Source organism: uncultured Algoriphagus sp. (genome assembly GCF_963974835.1).
Classification (GTDB): domain Bacteria; phylum Bacteroidota; class Bacteroidia; order Cytophagales; family Cyclobacteriaceae; genus Algoriphagus.
The window spans coordinates 1-18289 of the sequence record NZ_CAXBET010000027.1; the positions used below are offsets into that span (position 1 = coordinate 1).

The 18289-nt window shown below is 37.7% G+C and carries 20 protein-coding genes and 1 pseudogene; 5 read left to right on the plus strand and 16 right to left on the minus strand.

From position 1 onward, the window contains the following. Nucleotides 1-875: 875 nt before the first annotated feature. The 3 genes from AACZ73_RS22665 to AACZ73_RS22675 all read right to left on the minus strand — a co-directional run bounded on the left by AACZ73_RS22665 (nt 876) and on the right by AACZ73_RS22675 (nt 5254). Nucleotides 876-2171, minus strand: a complete 1296-nt coding sequence (locus tag AACZ73_RS22665; RefSeq protein WP_339881315.1) for a hypothetical protein — start codon at nt 2169-2171, stop codon at nt 876-878. A 35-nt stretch (nt 2172-2206) separates the two neighbouring features. Beyond that, nucleotides 2207-4492, minus strand: coding sequence for an AAA family ATPase (locus AACZ73_RS22670; RefSeq protein WP_339881317.1), 2286 nt, complete (start codon nt 4490-4492; stop codon nt 2207-2209). A 375-nt stretch (nt 4493-4867) separates the two neighbouring features. After that, on the minus strand, nt 4868-5254 hold the full coding sequence (locus AACZ73_RS22675; RefSeq protein WP_339881319.1) for a hypothetical protein: 387 nt from the start codon (nt 5252-5254) through the stop codon (nt 4868-4870). A gap of 168 nt (nt 5255-5422) precedes the next feature. Here AACZ73_RS22675 and AACZ73_RS22680 point away from each other — a divergent pair, with 168 nt between their 5' ends. From AACZ73_RS22680 to AACZ73_RS22690, 3 genes are all read left to right on the plus strand, one after another. Continuing rightward, the gene (locus AACZ73_RS22680) at nt 5423-5806 is read left to right on the plus strand and encodes a hypothetical protein (RefSeq protein WP_339881320.1); all 384 of its coding nucleotides are present in this window, start codon (nt 5423-5425) and stop codon (nt 5804-5806) included. A gap of 119 nt (nt 5807-5925) precedes the next feature. Next, complete coding sequence (locus AACZ73_RS22685) at nt 5926-6495, plus strand: hypothetical protein (RefSeq protein ID WP_339881322.1); 570 nt, start codon at nt 5926-5928, stop codon at nt 6493-6495. Nucleotides 6496-6800: 305 nt separating this feature from the next. Further along, nucleotides 6801-7046, plus strand: coding sequence for a hypothetical protein (locus tag AACZ73_RS22690; protein ID WP_339881324.1), 246 nt, complete (start codon nt 6801-6803; stop codon nt 7044-7046). 375 nt (nt 7047-7421) lie between these two features. On the opposite strand, the gene AACZ73_RS22695 is transcribed toward AACZ73_RS22690, so the two are convergent. From AACZ73_RS22695 to AACZ73_RS22710, 4 genes are all read right to left on the minus strand, one after another. Beyond that, nucleotides 7422-7610, minus strand: coding sequence for a hypothetical protein (locus tag AACZ73_RS22695; protein WP_339881326.1), 189 nt, complete (start codon nt 7608-7610; stop codon nt 7422-7424). 152 nt (nt 7611-7762) lie between these two features. Further along, nucleotides 7763-8515 carry a glucose 1-dehydrogenase gene (locus AACZ73_RS22700; RefSeq protein WP_339881328.1) on the minus strand — a complete coding sequence of 251 codons (753 nt, stop codon included), beginning with the start codon at nt 8513-8515 and terminating at the stop codon, nt 7763-7765. A 71-nt stretch (nt 8516-8586) separates the two neighbouring features. After that, nucleotides 8587-9030 carry a DinB family protein gene (locus tag AACZ73_RS22705; RefSeq protein WP_339881330.1) on the minus strand — a complete coding sequence of 148 codons (444 nt, stop codon included), beginning with the start codon at nt 9028-9030 and terminating at the stop codon, nt 8587-8589. A gap of 31 nt (nt 9031-9061) precedes the next feature. Next, a complete protein-coding gene (locus AACZ73_RS22710) occupies nt 9062-9820 on the minus strand; it encodes a glucose 1-dehydrogenase (RefSeq protein WP_339881331.1) in 759 nt (252 codons plus the stop codon). Between the two features lie 112 nt (nt 9821-9932). Between AACZ73_RS22710 and AACZ73_RS22715 the strand changes: the two genes are divergently transcribed. Then, the gene (locus AACZ73_RS22715) at nt 9933-10274 is read left to right on the plus strand and encodes a helix-turn-helix domain-containing protein (RefSeq protein ID WP_339881333.1); all 342 of its coding nucleotides are present in this window, start codon (nt 9933-9935) and stop codon (nt 10272-10274) included. Between the two features lie 258 nt (nt 10275-10532). On the opposite strand, the gene AACZ73_RS22720 is transcribed toward AACZ73_RS22715, so the two are convergent. From AACZ73_RS22720 to AACZ73_RS22735, 4 genes are all read right to left on the minus strand, one after another. Then, nucleotides 10533-10799 (minus strand): hypothetical protein, encoded by a 267-nt coding sequence (locus AACZ73_RS22720; protein WP_339881335.1) that lies wholly within the window; start codon nt 10797-10799, stop codon nt 10533-10535. Nucleotides 10800-10855: 56 nt separating this feature from the next. Further along, entirely contained in the window at nt 10856-11065 is a 210-nt protein-coding gene (locus AACZ73_RS22725; protein ID WP_339881337.1) for a helix-turn-helix transcriptional regulator, read from the minus strand. Between the two features lie 2 nt (nt 11066-11067). Next, entirely contained in the window at nt 11068-11613 is a 546-nt protein-coding gene (locus AACZ73_RS22730) for a DUF2975 domain-containing protein (protein ID WP_339881282.1), read from the minus strand. A gap of 332 nt (nt 11614-11945) precedes the next feature. Next, nucleotides 11946-12218, minus strand: a complete 273-nt coding sequence (locus tag AACZ73_RS22735) for a hypothetical protein (RefSeq protein ID WP_339881339.1) — start codon at nt 12216-12218, stop codon at nt 11946-11948. Nucleotides 12219-12804: 586 nt separating this feature from the next. On the opposite strand from AACZ73_RS22735, the gene AACZ73_RS22740 reads away from it, so the two are divergent. Next, nucleotides 12805-13266 carry an Hsp20/alpha crystallin family protein gene (locus AACZ73_RS22740; RefSeq protein WP_339881341.1) on the plus strand — a complete coding sequence of 154 codons (462 nt, stop codon included), beginning with the start codon at nt 12805-12807 and terminating at the stop codon, nt 13264-13266. Nucleotides 13267-14394: 1128 nt separating this feature from the next. Here the strand turns inward: AACZ73_RS22740 and arsB are convergent. From arsB to AACZ73_RS22765, 5 genes and pseudogenes are all read right to left on the minus strand, one after another. Beyond that, nucleotides 14395-15453, minus strand: coding sequence for an ACR3 family arsenite efflux transporter (gene arsB, locus AACZ73_RS22745; protein ID WP_339881343.1), 1059 nt, complete (start codon nt 15451-15453; stop codon nt 14395-14397). Between the two features lie 2 nt (nt 15454-15455). After that, entirely contained in the window at nt 15456-16097 is a 642-nt protein-coding gene (locus AACZ73_RS22750; RefSeq protein ID WP_339881345.1) for a protein-tyrosine-phosphatase, read from the minus strand. Between the two features lie 7 nt (nt 16098-16104). Then, nucleotides 16105-16569, minus strand: a pseudogene (locus AACZ73_RS22755) (DUF6428 family protein). Between the two features lie 59 nt (nt 16570-16628). Beyond that, entirely contained in the window at nt 16629-16961 is a 333-nt protein-coding gene (locus AACZ73_RS22760) for a metalloregulator ArsR/SmtB family transcription factor (RefSeq protein ID WP_339881347.1), read from the minus strand. 1227 nt (nt 16962-18188) lie between these two features. Beyond that, the gene (locus AACZ73_RS22765; protein ID WP_339881288.1) at nt 18189-18269 is read right to left on the minus strand and encodes a hypothetical protein; all 81 of its coding nucleotides are present in this window, start codon (nt 18267-18269) and stop codon (nt 18189-18191) included. Between the last annotated feature and the right edge of the window lie 20 nt (nt 18270-18289).

An 18289-nucleotide genomic window follows, 5' to 3' on the forward strand; every position in this document is an offset into this window, starting at 1 on the left:
TCATATCAATCAAAAGCAGCTTAATCTATTGTCCAGTTTTTTGTTGCAAATCCACCTAGCACATTTATTTACAACAACCCCACTCAGCGTAGTCAAATCGTTAGTCGGCACTGGGTTAAGTTTGCCTGCCCTACAAGCTAGTCCAAGGCTAAAATCTTGCTCTGCAAGATTTCTTTACTCCTTGTCCTAGCCTGATATTCTTATCAATTTGCAATTGGCTTTCCTGCCTCACCCCTCTCCCGATACGCTGGCTATCGGGACAGGCTCTCTCCTTGAAGAGAGGGCGATCGGCTCTGCTCAAGAAGGAAATCAAGGCTAAGAAGTAGGTTGTTCTCAAAAATTAAAAGGCTTAGGAAAGAAAGTGTAAAAATCAGATATATATATACCCTATATAGGGTATTTTTTGGGGAAATGGGAAGGAATGTGATGGAATTGGAGTGTTTTTGAAGAACTAAATTACATGTATCCGGTGTGTCATTTGAAAATGTAAATGGAGAATGGTGCTCATGATCATAAATTAGATCTGCAGTTGTAATTTATAGTAAGGAGAGGTTCTAAAAAAGTAGATTATCCGCCGACGCATATCAAAGTCTCATACTGAGAACGACATTGTTACTCTTCAGCAGGAGAATAAAAGGCTTTATAAGTATGTTGGATTACTCTAGGTCAAAACCTGATATTCATTAGATCGCTGAATGCAGCCTTTTAGCAAAAATTTGTATACGGAGAGTGAGGAGCACACCATGGTCGTTTTATCAGTAAGTCCGATAGGTGGCAAAATTTTAGTTTATTTTTTTCTCCTTATTCGATGGTGGTTTTAGTATTTTTCGAGCGAAGCCGTGAGTAAGTCAATGGGTAAAACAACAATGGCCATTTCATATTCTGTTTATGGTCCAATTAATTATTTCTTTTAATCTTATGTCAAGTTGATCAAAATTATTGAGTGACCAAAATGGTATTTCCATTGCGGTAACATTGATTTTTTCACTTTCATCAAATCCAGAACATACTATGAAACGGTCAGGTGGCATAATACTTTCAGAAATATTTGGATAAACTAATACGATGTCAGTACAGCCTCTTTTAAATGCATAGCTAATCATTTGATAAAGATCATTTTGTGAAATCCCTTTCTTAGGGTCGTCCTTGAATTTGGTCGAACGTAATTTGTATTTCGTATCAACGATGATTTTTCGTTTGGAATCATCTTTAGCGGTAAGAAAAATATCGTGCTGCATATTAAATACATTTTTCCCTTCAGAAGTTTCTGCTAAGTACATATCTGACTTTTGATAGTGAACTTTCCAGTCATTCGAAAACCATGATTCCAAGAAACCTGCAAGAAAATCTTCAAATATGTATTCCATCGGAAATAACAAGCACCATTGAGACAAGTCGTAACTACTGTTTGAGTACAACTGTTGGTTAAGAATTAACTTGCAACTGTCCAGTATAATTTCATAATCTTCAAAAAATGAATTAATAGCTATTCTTTCAATATCATGTACTGAACATGGCAAATCATCAACTTCATCCAATATGAAAATTACATCTTGAAGTATTCTCTGGTTCTCATAAAACTTTGTTTGGTTTAACAGTAGTCGGGAGCAGTACTTAATGGACCGATTCACTTTATTATCAAACAGAAAAGGTTCATAGTCGCATTCAATCCTTTGATAATTTCCATATGAAATGCTGTTGGTGATATATCTTTTAAAGTTAATAGAGCCTCTTGGGGTTTGCATGGCATCCGCTAACTCCTGATACATGGTAAATGGTTGATTAGAAACTGCATCTAAGAACTGATTCGCAATTAAATTGATAATGAGTTCAGGAAATTGAGTGGTTTCTATCGTGTTTAGCTTAGCTTGGTTAAAAGGAAAGCGCCACTTACGACAATAACGGAACCAATAAAATATGTGCTTGAGCATTAATTCCTTAGAATGAATTGCAGAGGTATCTGACTTAAAAACCTTTGGATAGATTTCAATTAACTCCGACCCATTTTGAACAAACCCCACATAATTATTTGCCCGTATGAGATTTCCGTCAAATTGTAGAAAAGGTTGGTAATTTTTATCCTTTTCAGAATCGAAAAGCTCAATGTCACGGGTGAAAATGCGGCTGTCCCATATAGACAACAACATGCCTTCAAGAGATTCTCTGTCCAATATTGATGACCACCTTCCGTATTCAAACAATGAAATCATTCTACCACCTTAGATATATTCCAAGAATAAGATTGGGAGTCGTAACTTACTATCCACCCGGATCCTTCAAAAATGTTGCTCACTATATCCGTCTTACCTGAGAAATACTCCAGAAGTAATGGAATAACCTTGTTTTCTAAAACAGCTTCTATTGGTTGTTGTTTCATGAAATAAGCATGGCCAATTAAATAATCTGGAGATTTCTTCTTATCAAAAATTGAATTGTTAATAGATTGAAGTAGATGAATGGCGCTTTCATTGTAACCTTCGTATTGGGGATAATATCCAATGAATTCAAACCGCCTACGTAAAGCAATGTCAATCAGTGCAATAGATTTATCTGCAGTATTCATTGTCCCTATTATGAACAGGTTTGGCGGAATCCCAAAATCTTTTTCGCCATTAGGCAATGTTATTTTAAGTTCATTTTCCTCTCCTAATCTTTTGTCGTCTTCAAGTAATGTAATTAACTCTCCAAATACTCTTGAAATATTGGCTCTATTTATTTCGTCAATGACCAAAATAAAGTTCTTGAGTGAAATTTCTTCCTGAATTGGTTCTAGCGTTTTCGAATGCTGTTTTAACTTATCCACTAAAGAATTATAGTAAACACCCAATCCTTGTTCACTATAATCTAAGGTTCCATCATAAATTCCTTTTGTGTTTTTTACTAATAAATCATGGCCGGTTCCTCCGCTTTGCTTAGTAAACTTAATTCGTCCATTTTCAACATCTATCGCAGTTATTTTAAAGTTGTAACCTTTGCTCCTCATTGGGATTTCAACTTCTTTAACTTCTTCTTCGATGAGCTTACTGAAGAAACTATAGAATACGTCATCAAAGTCAATTGTCTGATCTAGTTTTTTTGTAGCAGTTGACCAATTTTGTTTAGCTCTTTCGCACAGTTGTTTAAAGATCCCATCTTTTTTGTCAAATCGTAGTATACCGGATGTGGTGTCAGGAGCAATTCCCACCATAAAATCTTCATAGGTGTAACTCTGATGGAATGTAACGAACTCAATTTGGCCTTCCGATCGTAACCTGTCAAATTCAGCTTTATTCTGGCTGTGACTTCCTAGCGATTTTCCTAAAGCGATCTCTATAGCATGATCAATACTAGTAAAGGTTTTACCGGTTCCAGGAGGTCCATAAAGGATAATATTTTTCGACTTCATATTATTGTGCTCGTATTTACTTTGCATTGCATTTTCGGCAAAGGCTTCTATAATTCTGTACTCCTGTCGTGTGGCTGAAAAATTGGTCCCTTGATTTCCAACTTTTAGATTCTCAATGCCTTTTACTGATTTGATATTCTTCCAAAGTAAAGGACTATCAATAAGGTTGGCCTGTATCTTAATCCCAGCTTTCAGATCGTCTTTACCTTTTAATTTCCAAAGATGATCATCTGGGGAGCTTTTTGTTTCTCTTGGACTGTTTGATATTTGACCTAGCGCGTAGCATCCAGCATTTTTGCCAGTAATCCAAAGAATTACTTTATCGCCAACTTTAATTTTGTCCTTATGGGCAGATACAGTCCAGTCGTGAAGTAAGTTTTCTCTTATTGCTTTTTCAAAGTCAAAAACATTGGGGTTGCCTTGAAAAATCCAAAATGAAGCATTTCGTTCATCCCAGAGTCGTAAGGTTTTATTCCGGGTTTTGAATTCATTTACTTTACATATTCCTTGTTGTAGTTTATAATTAAACTGTTCTTCTGTCGTCAGCTCATACCATTCTACTTCCGCATAAGTTATCCAATCTCCATATTCAATCTCATTTTTTTCAAAATCCGATTGTAAATCGGTATTGGTTGTTACCGGTTGCGGACTTTCCAAAACCTTTGCTATAGATTTAACTTGGTATCCTTCTGTTATCACCACCAAATCATCAATACTGTATGATTTATCGGTTACACCAATTACAATATTTAGTTCTTTGATATAATTATAAAAACTTGGTTTACCACTTCCCCAATTGCAACCTAATTTCCAAATTCGTCCTGATGTATGGTCAATATTTAAATTCTCTTTACTTGGTTTAGACCTTATTTCAAACCCTAGATTAGAAAGAAACTTATTTGTTGGTTCTCCACCGCTTTTATTCCAAATATGCTCCCCATTCATTTGTTCATGAGAATATCGCATAATCTCTTTTGGCGGAAACGCATTCCCTTCAATAATTACGTCATATCCAGTCGAAGGACTTAGTTCAATTTCTTTGCTTTGGATTTTCTGTACCGCATTAAGTACATGCTCTTTTGTTATTTTGTCTGGTTCAAATGCCATTGCAGTTAGTTTAATTGAGTTAATTGAAAAGAGCAAGCTCTTCGTTGCGCGTAGAAACGAACATAACAAGGTGTTTCATGGCGAAAATGAAATCAAAATTTTCCGCTCCTAGACCTATTTCTTTTCGTCCAATTATATTGTTTGATTAGTTTTCTGTCTGATTTATATGTCAATGTTTATACGTCAACTGTAGTCTTTTCAGTATTAGGCACAAAAGCGGTTTTCTCCTTGGATATCGTAGCCATCTCACAGAGTGGCTAAGCGTTATACCTTGTTTTATACCCCCACTTGGCGTAGTCACATCGCTCGTGGCACCAGGTGAAGTGTGTAACTTAACCATCTATCTCTCCAATTTGAAATGGGTTAAATCTCTATCTACGCCTCATGCTGCCAACAATAACTACTTCCTGAAGCCGATTTCCTTGAGCATCTGGAACCAGCTTTTGTGGTTGCCTTGCATTGGGAGGAAGTTGCTTGTGCTGGCTTAGTTTCTTTGCTTGGTTCTACATTTTTTGGTCCTGCTGATAAAGAAAGAGGATGGGCTTTTCCCGCTTCCCTGCTGGAAGGCTTGCAAACCAAGCAGGCGGTTAGACCTCTCTTTTTGGCTGCTGAAAGATCCGAAGCCCAGCCAGTTTTGGCGTACCGACAGGATTCTTTGTGATATTTCGCTCCTGTCTTCGTGATAAAGACCGTCTGCGCCTGAAGCTGGGCAGCAAGCAGGAAGAAGAACGTGAAAAAGAAGCCGTATAGCAGTTTGTACATTTGGGTTAGGTTGGGTTAGGAAAAGTATCCGGATATATGCCCAGATGGATGATAAAAGTTGGCTATTTGCTTTCTACTAAAAGGTTATGGTAAGAAAGTGGAAAAATCAGACATATATATACCCTGTATAGGGTATTTTTACCCTAAATATTCTGATTATCTTGTATTATGAAGTTTTTTAATAAAGCAATCCCCATTTTTCTGATAGTTTCTATTGCTTTAGGGTCTTGTTCTGAAGAGCAAATCCCCAGTCTTCCATATGATCCACGTATCACGGCACGGGATAGTCTGCTAGCCATCTATGGAGAACAGATGAATATCAAGGATCCGGAATATCTTGAAGTATACGGGCAGGGAGTGACTGAGCTGACCTACCTCAATGGGAAGACTGAAGGCAAGTTCTGGCTGGGACTTTTTGAGTCACCCGGGAAGAAAATCTGTGAATACCTGGTGGATCTGGATCCGGAAGCCAGTATCAAAAATTTTTATCAGATTATCCTTAATGATGCCAGTGACTTCTTTGCTTTGCTTATCAGGCTGGAAGACCGATGACAGGTGACCGAAGTATCAGCAATGCTAGTGTTTATCTCACTTTAAGTCGCTTTTTACATTTTACTGGTGCAATTGCGGATATACATAATATTTATTTTTATCGCATTGGCATTAGCAAAATGGACTCGGGGTTTGAACTTATAGAAGTACATGGGTATGATCCTTCCGATTTTACCCAGGATGTGCTGATTTCCAAAAGTATCCTGAGAATTTATCTGGATAATTTCGCCCTTAAAAACGCTACCACCTACTTGCGCCGAAAGGAGTTGACTGTGCTGGATTTTGCCAGAAGATGGACAGGGGGATTTCTGCTGGAGCACAGTGGCATAGTCAGCGAGTTCGGGAAAAACACTACTCAATACCTGAGTACAGACTTATCCGAAAGTATAATTTGGGACTGCCAAGTGCCCGGCTTCCCTGCTGCTGGCGTGATACATTTAAAGGTGGACTTTTTCCTGACCCTCGGCGAAAATTCTGTGGGCGGGTTTGATTATTCTACGTGCAAGTCATGGACTAAGAATATTCTGGATTTTTATAGTATCACTACCTGTCCCGGCTTTATGACCTCCATCAAGCTGCTGAATCAGATAGGTAATACGATCGCTGTTGAGGTACAGCTTAATGAGGAGGTCAGACAGGTGGTATTGGTTTATAGAACCAGACAGGTGCTGAGCAATGAGAAGATTTAGAAACAGAAATCTATACTAGTACTTCATTATGCCAGTTTCATTCCCACTGAACAATATTCAGTTGTAAAATATTCTCAAAAGCCAACCTAGGTTTATCTATAGTGAAGAGATATTGGAATTACCCGTTAGACGTACCAATTGAGAGTAATCAATTCTATCTATAATAAGATGCATTTTCAATTTTGAATACTATTAAGTTATCACCAAAAATGAATCTCTGACACAGGCTATCGCAAATCCATTTGTGATAAGAACAAGCTGGTCAAAAACAGTTGATCTTTATAGCCCATTAATCTACTTACTCCATGTACAACTGGGCGGGCATATGCAGTGAACTAAAAGATGTGGAGAAGCGTGTGGATGCCAAAATAAGTCGTATTTACATAGAACACCCCAATCCTATCCCCTATGACAGAATCGCCAAGGGGAAACAGATAGGGGCTTTATCAAGAGCACTGAGACAGTTTATCGAGCAGGAGAACGAAAAGGATGCAACAGTGATATTGCTGATGCTAATTAGTATGGGTGTAAAGTTGAAGTCGGTAAGATAAATCTCAAAGATTACGTTCAAGGAAGTTTGGTGGCCGCTGAGTAAAGCAGCCATTGGAAGGAGTAGCTATAATCCTCCAAACATTAAACTTGGATCTGATTTTCAGTTAGTTTACCGTAAAAAAGTTTTAAACTTTTTACAGCAAAAAAACACCCATTATCCAAAAAAGACACCTGGATTGCTGTTACTAATGTGCCATACAATTGCTAGTGGTTCGCCTGTCAAAAAGAGCGTTTTTCTCCTTGCCAGTTTGTATGACGTAGAAATTGTTCCCAAGTAAGTGACTCTGGGTTTATTTGCCTGCTCCACAATAAGTCTCGGTCTTTGCTATAATACCCATATTCAACGGCATATTCTGCCATTCCTATATTTTCCCTTACAAACCGTCATTTGAACTAAGTTCCGGAAAGTGATTGATGAATTCTTCCCGTGTATACGCAGAAGCATATTCAGCCTTTTTTTCTGTGACTTTTGTAAAGGTATCTACCAATTCCTGGGGTGAAATAATATCGCCGATGACAGGTAAAGACTTTCCCGAATATGAATTAAGGTTGAAACGAGCCAAAAGCCTTGATTTTATTACTGTTTGGCATATTTTTTTTTGAACATTGTTATTTGCTGGGCTTTATTTCATCAAAGCAAAAAAACACAAGTAAAAGGTAGGTGCACCAATTACTTGTGTAAGTTACAAATTTATATAAAGGTTAAACTTATTAATTACTTTGCTAAATAAGTCATACCCCCATCAACAATTAGTTCGGCACCAAGCATGAATGATGAGTCATCAGATGCAAGGAAAACTGCTGTTTTGCCAATGTCAGATGGCTGACCTATTCTGCCTATCGGCATCTGTTCCGCGAAGTGTTTTTTCAGACCTTCAAGTTGTTCTGTGGGAACAAACTTCTCAAATGCTGGTGTATCTGTTGTGCCTGGTGTGATTACATTAGCTCTAATCTTTCTATTTAATAGGTCGTTTGAAAATGCTTTTGCTAAAAAGATTACAGCTGCTTTTGCAGCACCATATAGCCCAAATGATGGATATGCCCGATGTGCTGCGTTTGACCCGATAAGAATAATCGAGCTACCATCATTCATATAAGGAAGTGCCTTATTTACTGTAAAGTATACACTCTTTAGGTTTAAATCCATTGACTTGTCATAATTGGCTTCATCAATATTTTCTACGGTTCCTACAGATCCGGCACCTGCATTGGCTACAACGACATCTATTTTTCCGAATTTTTCAAATGTTTCTTTAAACACGCTTCCTAGCTCTGAAACGTTTGTTACATCGGTGTTTATTGCTATAAAATTATCGCCAAGTTGCTGCTGAGCGCTATCTAAAGTTTCCTGATTTCTGCCTACTAAAGTTCCTTTAGCACCTTCATTTTTAAATTCTTGGGCAATACCCAATCCAATACCGCTATTGCCACCTGTAACTACCACTACTTTATTTTTTAATTTACTCATTACATTAATTTTTTAAAGTTTAACAAGACCTTATTTTTTAAAATATTAAAAGGTCTTTTTTTAAAAGTTTATTAAGACAAACTCAATAAGTTATTGATTTTAACTATGTGACCCGCTTCGTGTTTTGCCAATAATTCTAACGTAGTTTCGAAATCTAAATCGCCAAAAGCTTTAAAGACTTCAAATATTCCTTTTTTATAATCTGATTGCAATACATCTAAAGTTGGCAGCAATGCATCCTTTATGGCATTATACTCTTTATCAATATCTGTAGCTTTTGGTTTAGAACCTGACATATAATTTTGAATATAATAGGGCTCAACATTAGGAGCATGGCCATTAGTGATGTAAAAGTGGTATTGTGGTACCACTAAAATGTGACCAAGATTCCAAAGTATATTATTGTTACTACCTTTTGGTATAAACCCTAAAGTTTCATAACTCAAAGGTTCGACTTGCGATAGCAAGTTTTTTCTTTGAGTTTTTAAAGTTTCTATTTGTGCAATGATATCCATTAGTTGCAAATTGATTTTAACTTGTTTAAACTTAAAATCCATACATACCACCTGATACGGAAATTTGTTCTCCCGTAATCCAAGCTGCATCATCAGAGGCAAGAAATACGGCAGCTTTTGCTATATCTTCGGGTTGACCTCTACGACCAAGCGGTGTATGTGCGATAAACATTTCTTCTGCCTCACTACCAGTAGTTACACCTGCATTATGGGCACCTTCTGTATCCGTTGCGCCCGGCAGAATGGAATTGACACGGATTTTTTTTGCACCAAGTTCTTTAGATAAAGAAATGGTAATGGCGTCTATTGCTGCTTTAGTTGAAGAATATAAGGATACGCCTGCCATCGGCATTTTGCTTGCGCCAGAACTTATATTGATGACATTGCCTCCTTTATCCTCAAAGTGGGTTATGGCAGACTGAATGGTAAGTAAAGCCCCCAATACATTAACATCGTAATGCTTATGAAAAGCTTCTGCCGTTGCCTCTTCAATGGGCAAGTATTGTTGATAGACTGCATTGTTTACCAAAATATCCGCATTCCCGAAGGCATTTTTTGTTTCATCAAAAAGCCTGATGACATCAGCTTCTTTAGATACATCTGCTTGTATCGCAATGGCTTCACCTCCATTTTCAATTATGGATTTCACCACGTTATTTGCTTCATCTTTACTTGAAGCATAATTTACAACAACCTTTGCGCCTTCCTTGGCAAAGTGTGTTGCTATTGCTGCCCCGATTCCTTTTGCTGCTCCAGTAACTACTGCTACTTTGTTTTTTAATTTACTCATTTTATGTATTATTTTTAAATTAGTTTCGCAAAGATACTGTCAATAGTTTATATTTGTAACCATAATAGTTTATTCTAGTTACCAATAGGTAACTACTAATTTCAAATAACGTATGAGAGACGAAAAATTTTGTAATTCAAATTGCCCATTTACACGTGCTATCGGGACTATTGGCAATAAATGGAAGCCAATTATTATTAATGTGATTGATATACGTACCATACGTTTTGGTCAGTTACATGCTATCATACCCCATATTTCGCGGAAAGTACTAACTGAACAACTAAAAGAATTGGAAGAAGATGGATTATTGGAACGAATGGCTTATAAAGAATTACCGCCAAGGGTAGACTATAAACTTTCTGAAAAGGGATTGGCATTTCTGCCTATATTGGAAGCAATTAAAGTATGGCAATCTAAATATGAGGTAGTGTCAATGGAGAGTTTTAATTAATATAAGCTTCACTTTTACCGGTAGATTTTTCGCCTTGCACGTAACACTTGTGGTTACAGCATTCCTACTACCCTATTGCCTCTATATCGCAATTGTCCAATGGGTTCCAGGTGATGCTGTGACTAAATTAATAATTTCGTCGATCCTATCTACTGGGCTGTGAATATTTTTATTTAAAACTAAAAGTACATTGGTATAGATTTCTGTTGACTTACCCCCCCTTCTATCCTTACCAGATTACATTTGGCTTTCTTAACCTTAGCTGATCCCTTCATCCCTGTTTATTCGATTCCGCCTAGGACGCATATCCACCTTGGTATTAGCTTTTGATAAGAATATGTTGTCATGGATCAGATTATGGGGCTGCACTTGGGTAGGATTGTGGTAGATCACCAGACTATTATCCATCACTTCCTTTATAAAATTGCCTTTATCAAGATGATAGTTCAGTACTGCATATGCCCGATCCCAGTCGTGGTCGTTTAATTTGATGATTTCTTCAAAAGTTAGTACTGGTTCTTTCATGGGAGAAAAGTTGGTGGGTCAGAGTGCAGAATTTTAAAGTATGTTTCGACATCAGTTTATATATCGCATTTATATTCCAAGATATCCCCTGGCTGACAGTCCAACGCTTCACAAATAGCTTCAAGGGTCGCAAATCTAATCGCCTTTGCTTTGCCAGTTTTTAAAATGGAAAGATTTGCTGGCGTAATCCCCAGAATTTCGACCAATTCTTTCGATTGCATTTTCCTTTTGGCAAGCATTACATCTAAATTAATAACTATAGCCATTTTTAAATAGTCAATTCGTTTTCCTCCTGAAGTGTTATTCCCTGTCTGAATATATCAGCCAAAAAGAACATAAAATAGCCTAAGATGAGAAAGACCAACAATTCAGTCGATAACAGATCAATTACTCGATTGGAAGTAAAAGCCCACATCAAAAAAGCAATGTCAATTATAAGCGTTCCATACGCGAAGACAAGAAATGATTTTCCTGACTTTCTAAAAGCCAAACTAACCTCTTGTTGAAACACAATATTTTCTTTAAAAAGCTTAGTTGCACTGTTAAGTTGGTATAGCCCTAAGATTATAAATCCAAAAACAACGATGTAGGCAATCGCAAATACAAGGTAAGCCGTTATGGAAATCTCAACATCACTATTCAAAAGATTTACTTTAGAGAAAAATGGGTCCTGGGGAAGTGTCCAGTTTTTTGCTAATTGAAAAGTCCATTGAAGATAGTCAATCAACTTGGTGGTAGCGAAAATAACCCCAATGATGAACATGGCTTTGAAGGCTTTCAATCCTTTGTCAGTTTGTCTAGTTGTGATTGTCATATTATGTTATTTTGATCGTACAAGTATATTAGAAATTATCGTAAAACAATAATTAAATATTATAATTGAATAATTAATTATTGAATGGGATAGCCTTATCCATTGTAGACTAATATAATAATAAGAATCGGTTCAGATTATGCGGTTGAATTACCTTTCTGAATGATTAATTAGAATAGGTCCTTTTATCCTATTGGTTATCACACCCAACCAGGATTAATAAAACGATTTCATTTAGAGCACTAAAATTTTGTTTGAATGATTTCTCAAAGCCATGTACTACACCAATCATCATAGGAATCCCTTCAAATAGTCGGGAGCAAATGATTCTACTATATCACCCATTCAACCTCACCCCTGATTATCCGATTCCTTCTAGGACGCATCATCACCTTGGCGTCAACTGTAGCTAAGAATAGGTTATCATGGATCAGATTATGGCTCTTGACTGGGGTAGGATTGTGGTAGATCACCAGACCATTATCCATCACTTCCTTTTTGAGATTACCTTTATCAAGTTGATAGTTCAGCACTGCATATGCCCGATCCCAGTCATGGCCGTATAATTTGATGATTTCTTCAACATTATTTACTGGTTCTTCCACTGGAGAAGAAGTATATAGGTTGGGTGAATCAATATCGTTATTAGCAGAAAAATACCAGTGGATAACTGGATAAACCAGAACCATAAAAAAGTACCCATTACCCTACTCTCATATTACAATATTATTACTCAAGTTTGTCTGGAGGATGAGTCCTACTTAAACAAAATCCATAAGGCAGCTATTTCAGTTCTTTGATACGGATACTGTGGTTTGTTCACATACTTCCTTCTATACTGGACCGATTCCTGTATAAGTGGTTAATTCGATATTCGAGCCTGGGTGAATTTTGAAATTCCAGCTAAATATCATGGAAATTTCCACTGAGTTCTTCTATCTCACCATTTAGCTCATACTTAAACAGAATGAAAAACTGACATTTGGAAACATTTAAAATCTCTCTAATCCTGTCATTTTTTCAGATAAAAGTGACAGAATTTATCCTTCAAGAAGACTGGCATTTATCTTGATTTTTATCCAAACGAATCGCGATTCACTTTGTTAATCCCTTGATTAGGTGACTTATATTAAGAATAGTAAGCTTCTTATCAAGGGAGTGTATTTGTTGAACCTTTAACCTTGTAAAGCAATGAACACATTAATGAAAAGAAACGGTTATAGTCCTGCTACGGGTTTATTTAATGATTTTCCTACTAGAGGGCTTTTTGATTTGTTGGATGCAGCCGGTATTGGAAGAGATATAGGTCAGCACACACTTCCAAGTGTTAACATCCTAGAAACAGGTAACGATTTCAAAGTTGAAATGGCTGTCCCTGGAATGAAAAAAGATGATTTCAAGGTAGAACTCGATAATAATACCTTGAGTATACAGGCTGAAGCTTCGTATGAAAATGAAAATTCTTCCGATGAGCCAGGCAGATATACACGCAAAGAATTTAGCTATCAATCCTTTAGGAGATCGTTTTATTTGCCTAACACGGTAGATAATGAAAAGATTGAAGCAACTTACCAGGATGGCGTTCTTCGTCTCGTTATTCCTAAGCGTGAAGAGGCTAAAATGAAACCGGTAAAAACTATCCAGATTTCTTAAAAAAGTACAGGGCAACCTCAATCGGGGTTGCCCTTTCTTCTTTTAATTCAACCCTTAATTTATTGGAAAACATAGATCCTGGTTCCTATAATTTTGATATACTATCTAGCTAAAGTCGTTCTGGATTCAATTGGAGGCAATTCCATTTGAGATTGTAGCTGTTGATCAGCTTAATTTGGCAATGTCTATATTAAATTCTTGATAGAATCCCTGAAGTAAGTCCTTTATAATTGTTTACTACAAGTTCAATTTAATGATTTAGCAGACTGAATTTTGCACAGAATCCAAGAAGGAAATGCGATGAGTAAAACCCAAAAAAAAAGAAAAAAAACAAGGAAAATTGTTAGTTATAAACTTTTAAACATGTTCATCATGGAGGCCTATTATGAATATGGTATGCTGATTAACGAAAAATGTAATCACAAAATTTCAACTGCTTTGATCTCTAGACCTTCTAGGAAACAGAAATTATTTAATCCCTCCTTTATCCAAGCTAAACTAGAATTTTTCTTCTCTTGGATCATCGAAATGACTTGGAGTAATCAATCTTCTACATAAAGTCCCCACTCTGCGTAGACAAATTACTCGTGGTTACTAGGTGGAATTTGTAATTCCGCCTTAAATCAATACAAATTTAGAATTGGTTTTTCTGTCTCACCCGTTCTCTTAACCTCCTATCTTTTTACTTTAGATCATTTGGAAGATGAGCTATACCTAAACAGAATCCACAAGTCAGATCTTAAAATTACTTATTAATTCTGCTACGCTGTTTTTCCGTACTTTCTTCTATGCATTTCCGATCCATCTACGATAATACATCGGACAAGCATCGTAGGAGCATCGTAGAAACATCGTGTTTACTTAGCAGCAATCGTACTATCAAAGCCTATTGATCACCCTACTAGCTCCCTACCTACTCCCTTCCAGCTCCCATAAATCGCCCTTATACAGTGGGAGGATCAAGGGAACAGCAAGGGAGAAGTAAGGGAGGATCAAGGGCGGAACATAGAGCAACCGAATATTATGCTATAGAATGACTGTATTTCATTTGACTGTTATTACATAAAAAAACAGGCTAAAATCTACTTTGTCCACCTCCTATAACGATCATATCAACTTGCTTTTCCATCAATTCACCCATTTTGGAGTACCATAATACTTATCCCTTAACCAAAAGCTCACCTTTACCAAAAGTATCAATGCCGGGACTTCCACCAATGGTCCTATCACACCTGTAAATGCCTGTCCTGAGTCCAGTCCAAAAACGGCTATGGCAACTGCTATTGCCAGTTCAAAATTGTTGCCTGCGGCAGTGAACGAGATAGCGGCATTTTTGTCATACGTGGCACCAATGGCCTTGCTGAAGAAAAACCCGATGATAAACATCAAGGTAAAATAGATCAGAAGTGGGATGGCAATACGGACCACATCCATTGGGATCTCTACGATCAGGTCACCTTTGAGTGAGAACATCACCACAATTGTGAACAATAAGGCAATGAGCGTTATAGGAGAAATTGCCGGAATAAACACATTTTTATACCACTTTTCTCCTTTAACCCTGACCAGAATCACTCTGCTTAGTATACCTGCCAGAAATGGAATCCCGAGATAAATCGCCACACTTTCGGCGATGGTACCGATGGATATATCAACTATGGCTCCTTCAAATCCGAAATAAGGAGGAAGCACGGTTATAAACAACCAGGCATAAAAGCTGTACATAAAAACCTGAAAAATACTATTCAGAGCTACCAACCCGGCTCCATATTCGCTGCTTCCCTCTGCTAGATCATTCCATACCAATACCATAGCAATACATCGCGCCAACCCGATCAGGATCAATCCCACCATGTATTCAGGATAATCCTGTAGGAATATCAGGGCGAGTGCAAACATCAATACCGGACCAATGATCCAGTTCAGGATCAGGGATATACTTAGGATCCTGACATTTTTAAAAACCTTCGGCAATAGCTTATAATCTACCTTCGCCAAGGGGGGATACATCATCAGGATCAGGCCGATGGCAATGGCGATATTGGTACTCCCCGAGCTAAAGGAATTGATGAAATCAGCGCTGGAGGGGAATAGATACCCTATCCCTACTCCTATACCCATTGCAAGAAAAATCCACCAGGTCAGATTCTTGTCCAGAAACCCCAGCTTTTTTTGAGATAATTCCATACCTACTGGTTTTTGATTTTACTGAATACAAAGAACATCTCAGCGGCAATCTGTAATGATCGCTCATCATAGCGAGTAGCTTCCTCTGGCGTTCCGTCATATTTTTTGGGATCCTCATACCTCACCGGAATCCGGTGTTCAGTTCCGGGGATAAAAGGACAGTTTTCATCCGCTTGAGCACAGGTCATCACTGCTGCAAAGCGCTGCGCCTTGTTGATCGGATCATCGAAGAGCTTGGAAAAAGCTGAAATAGGTTCTGCCTCATCGGAATGAAAGATAAAATAGACCGGGTTCTCACTTCCTTTTTTGGTCACCCGAAACCCACTCCTCTTGATGGATTCCACGGCTCTTTCGTTGAATTCAGTCACTTCGACTCCACCGGAATAACAGTCTGCCGGAATATCAAAATAATCTGCAGCAGTCTGTGCCCAGATCTGTGAGAATTGACTCCTTCGTGAATTGTGGGTACAGATAAAGTTTAAGTTAATTTCTTCCCCGGAATCAACTTTACACTGGATATAAGCTATCAGCACCTGCAGTGATTCTTTCCGCTCTTCAGGGATAGGCAATGATCTTGCTTTCTTAACATTAACGGCAAGTCCTGGTAATAAATCCATATGTGTAGGGTTCATAGTATCTTTCATGGTTAGATTAACAACATCCTGGACCTGGGGCGCAGGTATTTGCAGGCATGTCTGCCAGGTTCAACTTTTGTTTTTCCTGTGGAATACCGCAGTTTTCCTTGGCTAGGCAGTCAGTTTGTTTGATAGTCAACAGGAAGTTGATTCCGTCAAACTCCAATCCAAATTTGCCGATTGTTTAAGCCTGATATTCCACCTCATCTTCCAGATCTTCCAATCCTAGCACTCTTTCGGAAAGTTCTATGATGTTGTTCAGTTTTTCCGGATGTAAGCGGTGGTTGTAATCATCTGCATTCCAAAGTTGGAAATTGGCGACGTTTTCAGTTCTTACTGTTCCCCCGCAATCAATAAAGTGCTTGGAGATTTTCCCGACTTCGGTGACATGAAAATGTGTTGGAACCAATGATCCGTCAGGCAATTGAAAGGCTATCTTATTTAATTGGCTTAGTGCCTTTTTAACATCTGATAGTTGCATAACTTGATTTGCTTATTGCGATAATACGATTAATTGATACAAATTTTTTTACTTCTTAATTAACAACAAGTGCTCTCCGGAACCTTAAACTGATCAAACAGGGCATTGAAAAGCTGTTGGATGTGCGCCCATTTCACCGGGTTGATGCAGTAGCTTACCGAGACACCTTCTATGGTGCCCTGAATAATCCCTACCTCTTTGAGTTCTCTTAAATGCTGACTTATGGTGGCTTGAGCAAGGCCCAATTCCTGAATCAAGTCTCCATTAATGCAGGTATTGGATTTGAGCAGGTATTGGATGATTGCCACCCTCGCCGGATGGGCAAAAACCTTGGCTACCTGAGCCAGCTCATTTTGTTCCAGAGTAAATAAATCTGTCTTGGTAACTCCCATTGTAATTTTATTTCATTGCAATATTACAATATTAAAATCAAATATAATTCAACCATTTCTTATATTTTTTTAAAAACCTTTGGAGAAGCCGAAACCGACTGACTAAGCCTTTTGGGTATCTTATCAAGCTTAAGATTTATATTATATCTTACTTTTATACTTATGCACCCATAAATCGCTTCTTCCCCAACAATTTCTTACTCTTATGATTGTTAAACAGCCTTCACCACATTAAACGGAGTCTAAGTTTAGCCCGTATAGTGCGCGTTATGACTTTGTCTGAGGGTCTGATTCAATTGGTTTATTATGAGTCAGTGTGAATTTCTGTAATCTTTTAAGATTAGGATAGCTTACCATTCCATAATCCTTCACTTCCTTTTTGAGATTGCCTTTTTCAGGATGATGGTTCAGCATTGCATATGCCCAATCCCAATCATCGGGGAAAAAGAACTAAAATTCGCATTGGACTTTGATTCTGCCAGTTCGATTATTAGCTTAACATTACAAAAATTTGCTCTAACATCTATCCATGTCAACCGTCGAACTAAAATTCAATATCATCAAGTTAGTAGGAGACATCCAAAATGATGAACTCTTAGAATCGTAATTGGAGTTTCTTTTAAGAAGAAAGGATTCTGCTTCTGGTGATATTTGGAGCGATCTCACCACAGACCAAAAACAAAAAATTCATGATGCCTATCAGGAATTTTAAGATGGGAATAATCTAGTGGCGAAAGATCAGCTGTTTCGTCTGCTCTAATGCAGGTAGTAATATCCAAGACTGCCCTTAAAAGCTAACATCTGATTGTAGATTACATAATAGAAACTTGGGGATCAAGTGTAGGTTTCCAATTTGAGAAGAGGACTAAAAGTTTTTTAGAACTATTGGCTGATTTCCCTGAGATAGGTATAAATGTGGATCGAGAAAAGAAAATCCGTGCATTCCAGCTCACCAGTCAGACCAGAATTTATTACCGTACGATGAACGAAAAGATAGTAATCTTTACCTTTTTTGAGTTTCGCCAAAATCCGGATATTTGAATTATTGGTCAGTGTGCAATTCGGTTAAGTTATCTGTCCCAGTCTTTTGAGAAATAGGAATTTCCGGCATTTGGTTTCCCCCGCCTTGTCATTGTTAAATCTCTCGTGCTGACCGGGTGGAGTTTGCACTATTATGAAATATAGAATTTTCGGCGATTTGATCTCTGAAATTTTCTCCCCAGCGGGTCACTTCACCTGAACAACGATTCTCCTATAACTGGTTAATTTCGGTGAGCCATTATCAGTTACTTCGCAGATGATATGAATGGTCTTGCCGGAGGAATCAC